The following is a 12,946-nucleotide window of genomic DNA, read 5'->3' as shown; positions in this document are numbered from 1 at the left end:
GGTAAGGCGCTTTACTTTTGAGCTTTGTTTTTACGAATAAGTAAAAAAGCCTGCCCAAATGGGGCAGGCTTTGAACCGGATTAGCGGGGGTGCTATAAAAAAAAGCAGCCCATTGGGCTGCTCCTGGTGTTTACCCTAGGGCAAACCATGCGCTGTGCCGCGCAAGGCGGAGGCCTGCGTTCATGCGCCGGCCTTGACCTTCAGGCGCCAGGCGTGCAGCAATGGCTCGGTGTAACCCGAGGGCTGCTCCTTGCCCTTGAACACCAGGTCCAGTGCGGCCTGGAAGGCGGCACCCTGCGGGTTGGCCACCAGGCTCTTGTAAGCCGCGTCGCCTGCGTTCTGGCCATCGACCACCTTGGCCATGCGGGCGAAGCTGTCGCGCACCATCGCTTCGGTCACGATGCCGTGCTGCAGCCAGTTGGCGATGTGCTGGCTGGAGATGCGCAGGGTGGCGCGGTCTTCCATCAGGCCCACGTTGTGGATGTCGGGCACCTTGGAGCAGCCCACGCCCTGGTCGATCCAGCGCACCACATAGCCCAGGATGCCCTGCACATTGTTGTCCACTTCCTGCTGCTTGTCGGCATCGCTCCAGTTCGGGTTGGCGGCCACGGGTACTTGCAGGATGGCATTGAGCAGGTTGTCGCGCTCGGCATCGGCGCTGGTCTTTTCCAGCTCCTTTTGCACCTCGGCCACATTGACCTGGTGGTAGTGCAGCGCATGCAGGGTGGCGCCGGTGGGCGAGGGCACCCAAGCGGTGTTGGCGCCGGCCTTGGGCTGGGCAATCTTTTGCTCCAGCATGGCCTTCATCAGGTCGGGCATGGCCCACATGCCCTTGCCGATCTGGGCGCGGCCGCGCAGGCCCATGGTCAGGCCCACCAGCACATTGCTCTTTTCATAAGCGGGCAGCCAGGCGCAGGTCTTCATGTCCGCCTTGCGCACCATGGGGCCGGCGTACATGGCGGTGTGCATTTCGTCGCCGGTGCGGTCCAGGAAGCCGGTGTTGATGAAGGCCACGCGTGCAGGCGCTGCGGCAATCGCGGCTTTCAGGTTCACCGTGGTGCGGCGCTCTTCGTCCATGATGCCGAGCTTGACGGTGTTGGCAGGCAGCCCCAGCATCTGCTCGACGCGGCCAAACAGCTCGTTGGCAAAGGCCGCTTCGGCCGGGCCATGCATCTTGGGCTTGACGATGTAGACACTGCCGGTGCGGCTGTTGCGGATGCCCTGGGCGCCCTTGCCCTGCAGGTCGTGCATGGCAATCGCCGTGGTCACCACCGCATCCATGATGCCTTCGGGGATCTCTTTCTGGTCGGCACCCCAGAGGATGGCCGGGTTGGTCATCAGGTGGCCGACATTGCGCAGGAACATCAGCGAGCGGCCATGGAGCTTGAGGCTGTCGCCATTGGCGCCCGTGTACTCGCGGTCGGCGTTCAGGCCCCGGGTCACCGTCTTGCCGCCCTTGTCGAAGGACTCGGTCAAGGTGCCCTTGAGAATGCCCAGCCAGTTGGCGTAGCCGTTGACCTTGTCTTCAGCGTCCACCGCCGCCACCGAGTCTTCCAGATCGAGAATCGTCGACAGCGCCGCTTCCACCACCACGTCAGAGACGCCGGCGGCATCGCTGCTGCCAATGGGGGTGGCCTTGTTGATGATGATGTCGATATGGATGCCATGGTTCTTCAGCAGCACCGATTGGGGTGCGGCGGCATCGCCTTGGAAGCCGACGAACTTGGCAGCTTCGTGCAGGCCGGTCTTGCTGCCGTCCTTGAGCGTGACGGCCAGTTGGCCGCCTTCGACGGCGTAGCCGCTGGCATCGGCGTGCGAGCCTTTTGCCAGCGGCGCGGCCTGGTCCAGGAACTGGCGGGCATAGGCGACGACCTTGGCGCCGCGCACCGGGTTGTAGCCCTTGCCCTTTTCTGCGCCGCCGTCTTCGCCAATGACATCGGTCCCGTAGAGCGCGTCATACAGCGAGCCCCAGCGGGCGTTGGCCGCGTTGAGCGCATAGCGCGCATTGAGAATGGGCACCACCAGCTGCGGGCCGGCTTGCACGGCCAGCTCGGAGTCCACGTTCTCGGTGCTGGCCTTCACGTCTTGCGGCTGCTCGACCAGGTAGCCGATCTGGGTCAGGAACTGGCGGTAGGCCGGCATGTCGGTGATCGGGCCGGGATGGGCCTTGTGCCAGCTGTCCAGCTCGGCTTGCAGGCGGTCGCGCTCGGCCAGCAGGGCCGCGTTCTTGGGCGCCAGGTCAGAGACGATGGCATCAAAACCTTGCCAGAACGCAGCGGGCTCCACGCCGGTGCCTGGCAGCACCTGGGTGTTCACAAAGTCATACAGAACCTGGGCCACTTGCAGGCCGTGGACGGTGGTGCGTTCAGTCATGGTGTCTACCTTTCAATACTTAACAACTGCAGGTGCGCGGGAGCACCCATCAGCACACTTTATTCCATACCCGCCATGGCAATCAATCCATTAAAAACACTTTGATATATGACTTTTATGGATGTAATCAACGACTGTCAGCGCCTCGTTAGGGGGGGGGTGTGGATGTGATGGTTTGAATGATCTGATCCGACATATTTATATATCAAGCCTTTGTCAGGATGCTGTCGGCGTAGGCGCTGGCTTGCTGCAGCGCCCCTACCACAGCTGTTGCCCAAAAGTAGCAAGCCGTCAGAAAAGCGCGCAAAGCTTGATGGAAATCAGAAATGATCAGATACAATCATTTTCATCAGGAGGCGGTAATTTTCCACGCGCCTTCGCTTCTCAGGAGTGTTTCCATGGCGAATTTGACCGACAGCTTGAATGATCTGATGTCTCTGGACGGCGCTTTGTGCGCAGCCGTTGTCGACTACAACAGCGGCATGATGCTGGCCAGCGCCGGCACTGGCGTGGACATGGAACTGGCAGCTGCCGGTAACACCGAAGTGGTGCGCGCCAAGATGAAGACCATCAAGGCCCTGGGCCTGAACGAGAACATCGACGATATCCTCATCACGCTGGGCAAGCAGTACCACATCATCCGTCCTTGCTCGCGTCTGGCCGGCATCTTTGTGTACTACGTGCTCGACAACAAGCGCGCCAACCTGGCACTGGCACGCCGCAAGGTGACCGACGTCGAAAGCGCGATGACCATGTAAGGTCGGGCCGCGCCAGGCCGGGCCGCGCCAGGCCAAGCTGGCGTCTGCGCCAGTTTTGCCTTCGTGCCTGGGGTGGTGCGCTGCCCTGCCACCCGACTGGGCGCCCAGGCGGCCATAGCGTCGCAAATAACATACGCTTTGTTACGATATGCGGGTATGGTCTTCGCCTGCATTTTTTGCAGGCGGACATAAGCCAGACCATGCGCGGTTGCTATCCAAATGTCGAATATCTGCGCCGAATGCACCTGCCTGGGTAACAGCCGCATGCAGAGAATGATTGCTCCGATCAGAAGTGACTTATTAGAATCATCTATACCTTCATAAGGTGGTAGTGCTTGATATAGATCACATGGATTGGAGATCGACATGGCAAATCTGAACGACAGCTTGAGCGACTTGATGACGATGGACGGCGCGCTGTGCGCTGCCGTGGTGGACTACAGCAGCGGCATGATGCTGGGCAGCATCGGCAGCGGTGTGGACATGGAGCTGGCAGCAGCTGGCAACACCGAAGTGGTGCGCGCCAAGATGAAGACGATGAAGGCCCTGGGCCTGAACGACAACATCGACGACATCCTCATCACCTTGGGCAAGCAGTACCACCTTATCCGCCCATCGCAGAAGCTGGCCGGCATCTTCGTCTACTACGTGCTGGACAAGGCCCGCTCCAACCTGGCGCTGGCCCGCCGCAAGGTGGCCGATGTCGAATCGAACATGACCATGTAAACGACGTTGGTCGCCACAGCACAACGGGCCCGATGGGCCCGTTTGCTTTTGCAGCGCCCGTGCTGCGCAGGTTAGGCCGAGACCAGCGGCGCGCGGAACTGGTAGCCCACTTTTTGCTGCGATTGCAGCGGCACCGCCAGCGGCGTGGCCTTCTCGATGCGGCGGCGCAGGCGGTAGATGGTGGCGTGCAGGCTGTTGTCGGAGTCGCTGGCGGTCGGGTAGCCCAGCAGTTCACGGATCTGGTCGCGGCCCACGACGGCGCCCTGGGCTTTTAGAAAACACTGCATCAGCATCAGGTCGGTGGGGCTCAGTTCCACGCTCTGGCCATCGGGCGTCAGCAGCAGGCTGCGGTGGCTGTCGAGCTTCCAGGCCGTGGCGACCTGGGCGGTGGTCATGATGCGGCGGTGCACGGCGCGCACGGCCAGCTCCACCTGCTCGAAGGTCACCGGCTTGGTCAGGTACATGTCGGCGCCGGCATTGATGACCTCGGCAAACACCTCGGGGCCCAGCCGTCCCGAGACGATCAGCACGCCCGCCTGGTTGCGCTTGCGCAGAATGCGCAGCAGCTCGGTGCCGTTGACGCCGGGCAGCATCAGGTCCAGCACATAGAAGTCAAAACGGTAGGGCTCGATATCGGCCAGCAGGTCGCTGCTGTCGTTGTAAACCTGTACCTGCACGCCCTGGTTGCGCAAGTGTTGGGCCAGAAATTCGCTGTATTCGGGGTCGTCGTCGACCAGGGCGAGCGTGGCGGGGAGCATGGTGGTTCCGTGAAATGGTGCAGTCGGTGAAAAGTCCTGAGAAGCGCGGTGCCAGCTTCTGCAGGGGCAAGCGGCCGGTGGCCATCGCGTGGCTGGCTAATCATCCAGCCCTTGGGGCAACTCGATACGCATGATGGTGCCGTTTGGCTGGCGCGGCAAGGCCTGCACCGTGCCCTGGTGCAACTGCACCACCGAGCGCACGATGAACAGACCCAGCCCGGCACCCGCCCGGTGGCGGTGCTCGGTGCCGCGCGTGCCTTTCTCGAACAGGCGCGGGCGCAGGCTGTCGGGGATGCCCGGGCCTTCGTCGATCACCTCGATGATCAGCGCCAGCGGGTCGTCCGAATCGGCCAGGCGCAGCAGCACGGGGCTGTCGACCGACGCGTAGTTGAGCGCGTTGTTGAGCAGGTTGCGGATGGTCAGCCGCATCAGCGCCGGGTGCAGCTGCACCGTGCGCGCCTCGGCATCCCAGACCACCTGGATGCGCGGGCGGGCATCGGCAGCGATGTCGTGCAGCACCAGGTTGACCAGGGTGGGCAGATCGGTATCGGACGAGGCGCCAGCGCGCCCGCCCACGGCAAGAATAGTGCCGGCGGCCAGGGTGTTGTCCAGGGTGCCGATGACCTGCTGGAGCACATGCTCGGCGCGCAGCAAGGCCTTGGTGGCCGGCGTGGTCTGGCTCAGCTGCAGCTCGGCAATGGCCGACATGGTGGCCTGCATCGCGGCCGAGGCGTTGTTGAGCGGCTGGCGGATCTCATGCGAGAGCAGCTGCAGCATTTCGCTGTGCTCGGTGAGCATGGCGGTGCGCCAGTCCAGCAAGGTGCGCAGCTTGAGCAGCTCGCTTTTCTCCTCGGTGCGCTCCAGGTCGGTGGACGACAGCGCGGCCAGTTGCGCGCGCAGGTCATCCGCTTGCGCCGCATTGGCGTATTCGGCGCTGCAGTCCTGCATCAGCATCAGCACGCCCTGGGCGGTTTTGCTGCCTGCCGGCCCGGGCCAGAGGTGGGGCGAGAGGCTGATGCGGCGCCAGGCGACCTGGCCATGGGCATCGGTCTTGCACGTGTCGAACTGCTGGCGCAGGCCCTGGGTGGCGGCCTGCAGCGCCGCGTGGTGCTGCTGGGCAAAGTCGGGGGGCAGCGCTTCATCGAGCTGCTGGCCGACGATGCCGGTGGTGGGCACACCAAACCATTCGCACCACTGCGGCGTGGCCAGGCGCAGGCGCTGGTCACGGCCCCAGTAGGCCATGGCAACGGGGCTGCTGCCAAACAAGCGCAGCAGTTGCGCGGGGGCGTACCAGAGCGCGTCGGCGCTGGAGGGAGTGCTGGTGGGCGGCGTTGAAGCTGACGGCATAGGAGCGGGGGCGCGGGAAAAGAGCGGCTGTCAATGAGTGTCGCAGCGGGATGTGCGCTTTCATGCGCCCGCCAGGCCGGAGCCCCGATGATAATAGGCTGTGGCCCAGCCAGCGCGTCGCACAAGCGGCGGCCAGCGGGCTTTGCGTATTTTCTGTGTTCTGTCTGGTATGGATCGCCTCAAGCAGCTCGAATCATTTGTCGCCATCGCCTCGCGCGGCAGCCTCACGGCCGCTGCCAAGGCCGAAGGCGTGGCCCCGGCCATCATGGGCCGCCGGCTCGATGCGCTGGAGGAGCGCCTGGGCGTCAAGCTGCTGGTGCGCACCACGCGCAAGCTCACCCTGACGTACGAGGGCGCGGCCTTTTTGGAAGACTGCCAGCGCCTGCTGGCCGAGCTAGCCAGTGTCGAGGCCAGCGTCAGCGCCGGGGGCATCAAGGCCACTGGGCATCTGCGCGTGACCGCACCGGCCGGCTTTGGGCGCCGCCATGTGGCGCCGCTGCTGCCGCTCTACCATGCGCGCCACCCGGATGTGACGATCTCGCTGAACCTGAGCGACCGCCTGGTCGACCTGGCCGGCGAGGGCTATGACTGCGCGATTCGCGTGGGCGACCTGCCCGATTCCTCACTGGTCAGCGTGCGCGTGGCCGACAACCGGCGCCTGTGCGTGGCCACGCCCGAGTACCTGCGCCGCCGCGGCATTCCCCGCCACCCCAGCGAGCTGAGCCAGCATGACTGCCTGACCTTGTCGAGCGAGGCCTCGCAAACGCGGGGCTGGGCGTTTCGCATGCCGGCGGCCACTGGCGCCAGCGAGGTGGTCTACCTCAAGCCTGGCGGCCCGCTCGATTGCTCGGACGGCCAGGTGCTGCACGACTGGTGCCAGCAAGGCTGGGGCATTGCCTGGCGCAGCACCTGGGAGGTCGAGTCCGAGATTGCCGCCGGCCGCCTGGTCGAGGTGCTGGAGGACTTTGCTGCGCCGCCCAACGGCATCTATGTGATGTTCCAGCAGCGCAAGCACCTGCCGCTGCGGGTGCGCTTGTGGATCGATTTCGTCAAGCAGCACTACGAACGTGCCGATTTCTGGAAAAAGATGGAGTAACACGATGACTTTGGAAGCTGTTCTGGCCTGCCTGCACCTGCTGGCCTTGTTGACCATGGTGGTTTTTCTCTCCAGCGAGGCGGCGTTGTGCCGCGCCGAGTGGATGAATGGGGCCGTGGTGCAGCGCTTAGCGCGCCTCGATCTGATCTACGCCTTTGCCGCGCTGGCGGTGCTGGCCACCGGCTTGCTGCGCCTGTTTCTGGGCGCCAAGGGCGTGACCTGGTATGTCAGCCAGCCGCTTTTTCACCTGAAGATGACCTTGGTCGTCGTCGGCGTGATGCTGTCCTTCAAGCCGACAGCCGTGTTCCGCCGCTGGTTACGGCAATTGCGCGACAATGGCGCTTTGCCCGGGGACGCCGAGGTGCGCGCCACGCGTAAATGGGTCATGTGGCAAGCCCATCTGATTCCCGTGATCGCCGCCGTCGCCGTGTTTTATGCCCGGGGCTGGTAAACCGGCCTGGCGCTGGTAACCGCTTCGTCTAAGTTTCAAATATGTTGCAAGTCAAAAAAGATTTGCTCGCAGTGCTTGCTGCCGAGCTCGAGAAATTGTCGCCTGGCGCAGGTAGCCGTGCGGCCTTTGAAACGCCCAAGGTGGCCGCCCACGGTGACTATGCCGTGACCGCCGCGATGCAGCTGGCTAAGCCGCTCAAGGCCAATCCCCGCGCGCTGGGCGAGCAGCTCAAGGCGGCGCTGGAGGCCGCGCCCGCCTTTGCGCAATGGGTGGATGCGGTCGAGATCGCCGGTCCAGGCTTTTTGAACCTGCGCCTCAAGCCCGCTGCCAAGCAGCAGGTGGTGCAGGAAGTGCTGGCCCAGGGCGAGCGCTTTGGCATGCAGCCGCCGCGCGATGAAAAGATCATCGTCGAGTTTGTCTCGGCCAATCCCACCGGTCCGCTGCACGTGGGCCATGGCCGCCAGGCCGCGCTGGGCGATGCGATCTGCAACCTCTACGGCAGCCAGGGCTGGAGCGTGCACCGCGAGTTCTACTACAACGACGCGGGCGTGCAGATCGACACCTTGACCAAGAGCACCCAGCTGCGTGCCAAGGGCTTCAAGCCCGGTGACGACTGCTGGCCCACCGACAGCGACAACCCGCTGGCCAAGAACTTCTACAACGGCGACTACATCGGCGATATTGCCCAGGCGTTCCTGGCCAAGCAGACCATCGAGGCCGATGACCGCGCGTTCACCGCCAATGGAGATGTCGAGGATTACGACAACATCCGCAACTTTGCGGTGGCCTACCTGCGCAACGAGCAGGACAAGGACCTGCAGGCCTTCAACCTCAAGTTTGACGAGTACTACCTCGAATCGAGCCTGTACCAGAACGGCCATGTGGACGAGACCGTCCAGCGCCTGATCGCCAGCGGCCACACCTATGAGCAAGATGGCGCGCTGTGGCTGCGCACCACCGACTTCGGTGACGACAAGGACCGCGTGATGCGCAAGTCCGACGGCACCTACACCTACTTCCTGCCCGATGTGGCCTACCACACGCAAAAGTTCCTGCGCGGCTACGGCAAGGCCGTCAACATCCAGGGCACGGACCACCACGGCACCATCGCCCGCGTGCGCGCCGGTCTGCAGGCGGTCAATGTCGGCATTCCCCAGGGCTACCCCGACTATGTGCTGCACACCATGGTGCGCGTGGTGCGCGGTGGTGAAGAGGTCAAGATCAGCAAGCGCGCCGGCAGCTATGTCACCTTGCGCGACCTGATCGAGTGGACCAGCAAGGATGCGGTGCGCTTTTTCCTGCTCTCGCGCAAGCCCGATACCGAGTACACCTTTGATGTCGACCTGGCCGTGGCCCAGAACAATGACAACCCGGTGTTCTACGTGCAGTACGCCCATGCGCGCATCTGCTCGGTGCTGCGCGGCTGGCAGGAGCAAGGCGGCGCTGGTCTGCCTGCGCTGAGCGGCATTGACCTGGGCGCGCTGCAAGGGCCGCAGGCCCAGGCGCTGATGCAGATGCTGGCCCAGTATCCCGAGATGCTGAGCAACGCCGCGGCTGGCAATGCGCCGCACGATGTTACGTTCTATCTGCGTGACCTGGCCTCGGCCTACCACAGCTACTATGATGCAGAGCGTATCTTGGTGGATGACGAAGCCACCAAACTGGCCCGTCTGGCACTCGTGGCAGCGGTCGCGCAGGTGCTGCGCAATGGCCTGGCCGTGCTGGGTGTGAGTGCACCAGAGCGCATGTGATTTTGCGAACAAAGGTAATAACTGCAATGCGACGACATCAACGTGGTGGAACCATCCTGGGCCTGATCCTGGGGCTGCTGGTGGGCGTGGGCGCGGCCTTGGCCGTGGCCGTGTACGTCACCAATGTGCCGGTGCCGTTTGTCAACAAAGGTGGCGTGCGCGGCGAGGCCAAGGACAAGGCCGAGGCGCAGCGCAACCAGAACTGGGACCCGAACTCGCCGCTCTATGGCAAGAACCCCGCGCGTGCGCCCGCGGCTGTGGCACCGGCCGCTCAGGGCGTGGTGGTGCCTGAGCCGCCGCGCACGGTGGCTGACAACGCCCCCGCGCCAGTGGAAAACAAGCCTGCCAAGCCCGAAGTGGTGCTGCCCGATACCACCAAGCCCGCTGACAAGCCGGCAGACAAGACCCAGGTCGCAAAGCTCGACCCCAAGGCCGGCCAGGGCGCCGATCCGCTGGGCGATCTGGCCAAGTCGCGCAGTGCCGATGGCACCGACGGCTTCCAGTACTTCGTGCAGGCCGGTGCTTTCCGCAGCCAGTCCGATGGCGATGCACAGCGCGCCAAGCTGGCGATGATGGGCTGGGAAGCGCGCGTGAGCGAGCGCGAAGTCAATGGCCGCACCGTATACCGGGTGCGCGTGGGCCCCTTCAACAAGCGCGATGATGCCGATGGCCTCAAAGGCAAGCTCGATGGCGCCGGCGTGGATGCGCAAATCGTCCGCGTGCAGCGTTGAACTTTTGGCGGTGCAGGGCACTCCTAACCGCAACTTGTCACTGGAGTTAACAAAACATGAAACGTCGTGAGTTTTCCACTTTGGCGGCTTCCGCTACTGCCGCCTCGGCGCTGAGCCTGCCTTTTGCCACCGGCGCCAACGCACAGGCCAAGTTCAAGGAAGGCAAGGACTACCTGAAGCTGGCCAAGCCCGTCACCCCCGATGCGCCCGCTGGCAAGGTCGAGGTGATCGAATTCTTCTGGTACAGCTGCCCCCACTGCAATGCCTTCGAGCCGCAGTTTGAAGCCTGGGCCAAGACTGCCCCCAAGAACCTGCAGATCCGCCGCGTGCCTGTGGCCTTCAACAACACCTTTGTGCCGCAGCAAAAGATCTACTTTGCGCTGGAGTCGATGGGCCTGATCCCTGACGTACATGTCAAGGTTTTCCGTGCGATCCACGTCGAGCGCCAGCGCCTGAACAAGGACGACGAGATCTTCGCCTGGATGGACAAGAACGGCGTGGACCTGGCCAAGTTCAAGGAAGCCTACAACTCGTTCAGCGTCGCAGGCCAGGTGCGCAAGGCCACCCAGCTGCAAGAGTCGTACGGCGTCGAAGGCGTTCCATCGCTGGGCGTGGCGGGCAAGTACTACACCGACGGAACCCGTGCCGGCTCGATGAGCAACGTGCTGCAAGTGGTAGAGTTCCTGGCTGCACAAGGCTGAGCGGATTCCCCAACGCTTGAGACAGAGCCCGCGCACTGAACTGCACCCCAAAAGTTGGACATCAATCCAACCTTTGGGGTGTTTTTCATGGCGAAGTACGACGAGAGTTACAAGCTGGAAGTTGTCCAGGGCTACGTGCAGGGGCAGCATGGGTTCAGAGCACTGGCCCATGCTCACGGTCTCGACCAAGCGACAGTGCGACGTTGGGTAAAGAGCTACCAGCAGCATGGCCTATCAGGGTTGCGCAAGAAGTTCAGTCGCTACAGCGCTGACTTCAAACTGGCAGTGTTGCAGCGGATGTGGCGAGATGATCTGTCTGCACGAGAGACGATTACCTTGTTTGATATCCGGGGTGGCACGGGTGTCATCAGCGCCTGGGAGCTGCAATATCACGACGGTGGGCCGCAAGCACTTGCACCCCGGCCAAGAGGACGCTCCAAGAAGATGCCAAACCCACCCACAGCCAAGCCCGCACAGGCACAAGCAGTTATGTCTGCGGACGACACGCGTTCGCACGCAGATTTGCTCAAAGAGGTGAAGTACCTGCGCGCGGAGGTGGCGTACCTAAAAAAATTGGAGGCCTTGGTTCAGGCGAAAAAACAAGCTGCGCAGAAAAAGCGCGGATAGTGCTTGAGCTAAGGCCAGATCACGACCTCAAGGACTTGCTGCGGGCAGGTAAGCTGGCGCGCAGCACCTTCTATTACCAGGCTCAAGTGCACAGGAGAGGCGACAAATACGCTGAGCTCAAGGCTCAGATCCGATCTGTCTACGAGCTTCACAAAGGACGCTATGGCTATCGGCGTATTGCGCTTGAACTCAAGCGCAATGGCTGTCATGTGAACCACAAGAGCGTGCAGCGCCTGATGCAGGTAATGGGGATGAAGTCCCTGGTTCGGCCCAAGAAATATCGCTCCTATCGCGCCGGGCAGCACGCGGACGTGGCCAATGTGTTGCAGCGCCAGTTCATGGCCGAGCAGCCTAACCAGAAATGGGTGACGGACGTGACAGAGTTCAACGTCTTGGGTAAAAAGCTATACCTGTCGCCTGTCATGGATCTATTCAATGGCGAGGTGGTGAGCTATCAGATGAATACGCAACCGCGCTTGAAGATGGTGGGTGACATGTTGCGCAAGGCGCTAGGCAAGCTGGGCAGGGAGGAAAAACCATTGCTGCATTCCGACCAGGGCTGGCAGTACCAAAGTCGTGCCTATCGCCGCTTGCTGGCCGATCATGGCCTGGTGCAAAGCATGTCACGTCGGGGCAATTGCTTGGATAACGCAGCGATGGAGAGCTTCTTCGGAACCTTGAAGTCCGAGTTCTTCCACCTCAACAAGTTCAGCAGTGTGGCGCAGCTTCAAGAAGGTCTTCACCACTACATCCATTACTACAATCACCAACGCATCAAGCTAAAACTAAAAGGCCTGAGTCCGGTGCAATACCGGATTCAGGCCTTCAGTCCCTAGCTTCCAACTGTCCAACTTCTTGGGGTCAGTTCACACGCGGGCTTTTTTGTGCCAGAAACGGCCTAACGCTCCAGCATGGCTACAATGGGGCAGAGCAAGATTCATGCCTTATGAGACACCGTATTTTTAACTCTTTGTTGGTGGCAGTGGCCCTGGCCGTGCCGCTGCTGTCGCACGCCGAGCGTGCAGACCGCACCAAACCCATGAACATCGAGGCGGACGATGGCCGCCACGATGAACTCAAGCAGACCAGTGTCTTCACGGGCAATGTGGTGGTGACCAAGGGCACCATCATCATCCGTGGCGCGCAGCTGACCGTGAGCCAGGACCGCGACGGCTTCCAGCACGGCGTGGTGACTGCTGCGCCGGGCAAGCTCGCATTCTTCCGCCAAAAGCGTGACTCGGCCCCAGGCGCGCCTGACGAGTTCGTCGAAGGCGAAGGCGAGGTCATCACCTATAACGGCCGCGATGACACCGTGCACTTTGAGCGCCGCGGCGAGTTGCGCCGTTACCGCGAGACCACGTTGACCGACCAGGTCAGTGGCCCGCTGATCGTCTACAACAATCTGAGCGATACCTTCACGGTCTCCGGCCAAAAGGGCGCCCAGGCGGCGGCCGATCCCAAGCCCGGTGCGCCCAAGAAGGACCGCGTCCGTGTGATCCTGACGCCCAAGGCCGATGGCAAGGCGGACGACAAGGCCAGCGCCCCGGCCAAGCCCGCTGCCGATGACAAGACGCCATTGCGCCCCAGCACCCAACTGAACGACGGAGCCAAGTGACCGTGGCAGAAA

General features: G+C 62.7%; 13 protein-coding genes. 10 read left to right on the top strand and 3 right to left on the bottom strand.

All coding sequences use genetic code 11. The annotated features are described in order from the left end of the window. Positions 1 to 180: 180 nt before the first annotated feature. The gene (locus F0Q04_RS23710) at positions 181 to 2,373 is read right to left on the bottom strand and encodes a malate synthase G (RefSeq protein ID WP_116926245.1); all 2,193 of its coding nucleotides are present in this window, start codon (positions 2,371 to 2,373) and stop codon (positions 181 to 183) included. 175 nt (positions 2,374 to 2,548) lie between these two features. Between F0Q04_RS23710 and F0Q04_RS23705 the strand changes: the two genes are divergently transcribed. From F0Q04_RS23705 to F0Q04_RS23695, 3 genes are all read left to right on the top strand, one after another. Next, entirely contained in the window at positions 2,549 to 2,800 is a 252-nt protein-coding gene (locus F0Q04_RS23705; RefSeq protein WP_182343822.1) for a hypothetical protein, read from the top strand. After that, the gene (locus F0Q04_RS23700; protein WP_116926246.1) at positions 2,772 to 3,131 is read left to right on the top strand and encodes a hypothetical protein; all 360 of its coding nucleotides are present in this window, start codon (positions 2,772 to 2,774) and stop codon (positions 3,129 to 3,131) included. Before F0Q04_RS23705 ends, F0Q04_RS23700 begins: the two co-directional genes overlap by 29 nt. A 366-nt stretch (positions 3,132 to 3,497) precedes the next feature. After that, complete coding sequence (locus F0Q04_RS23695) at positions 3,498 to 3,857, top strand: hypothetical protein (protein WP_116926388.1); 360 nt, start codon at positions 3,498 to 3,500, stop codon at positions 3,855 to 3,857. Between the two features lie 71 nt (positions 3,858 to 3,928). Here F0Q04_RS23695 and F0Q04_RS23690 read toward each other — a convergent pair whose 3' ends face one another. After that, positions 3,929 to 4,615 (bottom strand): response regulator transcription factor, encoded by a 687-nt coding sequence (locus F0Q04_RS23690; protein WP_182343820.1) that lies wholly within the window; start codon positions 4,613 to 4,615, stop codon positions 3,929 to 3,931. Between the two features lie 96 nt (positions 4,616 to 4,711). Continuing rightward, positions 4,712 to 5,962 carry a PAS domain-containing sensor histidine kinase gene (locus tag F0Q04_RS23685; RefSeq protein ID WP_182343818.1) on the bottom strand — a complete coding sequence of 417 codons (1,251 nt, stop codon included), beginning with the start codon at positions 5,960 to 5,962 and terminating at the stop codon, positions 4,712 to 4,714. Positions 5,963 to 6,131: 169 nt separating this feature from the next. Here F0Q04_RS23685 and F0Q04_RS23680 point away from each other — a divergent pair, with 169 nt between their 5' ends. The 7 genes from F0Q04_RS23680 to lptA all read left to right on the top strand — a co-directional run bounded on the left by F0Q04_RS23680 (position 6,132) and on the right by lptA (position 12,934). Continuing rightward, positions 6,132 to 7,058 (top strand): LysR family transcriptional regulator, encoded by a 927-nt coding sequence (locus F0Q04_RS23680; RefSeq protein WP_021025057.1) that lies wholly within the window; start codon positions 6,132 to 6,134, stop codon positions 7,056 to 7,058. Positions 7,059 to 7,062: 4 nt separating this feature from the next. Further along, complete coding sequence (locus F0Q04_RS23675) at positions 7,063 to 7,509, top strand: DUF2214 family protein (RefSeq protein ID WP_182343816.1); 447 nt, start codon at positions 7,063 to 7,065, stop codon at positions 7,507 to 7,509. A 41-nt stretch (positions 7,510 to 7,550) separates the two neighbouring features. Continuing rightward, positions 7,551 to 9,260, top strand: coding sequence for an arginine--tRNA ligase (gene argS / locus F0Q04_RS23670; protein WP_116926250.1), 1,710 nt, complete (start codon positions 7,551 to 7,553; stop codon positions 9,258 to 9,260). Positions 9,261 to 9,286: 26 nt separating this feature from the next. Continuing rightward, positions 9,287 to 9,991 carry an SPOR domain-containing protein gene (locus F0Q04_RS23665; protein WP_116926251.1) on the top strand — a complete coding sequence of 235 codons (705 nt, stop codon included), beginning with the start codon at positions 9,287 to 9,289 and terminating at the stop codon, positions 9,989 to 9,991. 56 nt (positions 9,992 to 10,047) lie between these two features. Continuing rightward, positions 10,048 to 10,692 (top strand): thiol:disulfide interchange protein DsbA/DsbL, encoded by a 645-nt coding sequence (locus F0Q04_RS23660; protein WP_021025053.1) that lies wholly within the window; start codon positions 10,048 to 10,050, stop codon positions 10,690 to 10,692. 87 nt (positions 10,693 to 10,779) lie between these two features. Next, positions 10,780 to 12,155 (top strand): IS3 family transposase gene (locus F0Q04_RS23655; protein ID WP_182345607.1). Its coding sequence is split into 2 segments (ribosomal slippage): positions 10,780 to 11,269 and positions 11,269 to 12,155, totalling 1,377 coding nucleotides; the frame shifts between segments, so codons are not numbered across the junction. Between the two features lie 110 nt (positions 12,156 to 12,265). Continuing rightward, on the top strand, positions 12,266 to 12,934 hold the full coding sequence (gene lptA, locus F0Q04_RS23650; RefSeq protein ID WP_116926252.1) for a lipopolysaccharide transport periplasmic protein LptA: 669 nt from the start codon (positions 12,266 to 12,268) through the stop codon (positions 12,932 to 12,934). The last annotated feature ends 12 nt before the right edge of the window (positions 12,935 to 12,946 follow it).

The sequence above is a fragment of the Comamonas koreensis genome (genome assembly GCF_014076495.1).
Lineage (GTDB): Bacteria > Pseudomonadota > Gammaproteobacteria > Burkholderiales > Burkholderiaceae_C > Comamonas > Comamonas squillarum.
The sequence above is the reverse complement of the archived record's forward strand: the minus strand, read 5'-3'. Positions and strand labels throughout refer to the sequence as shown.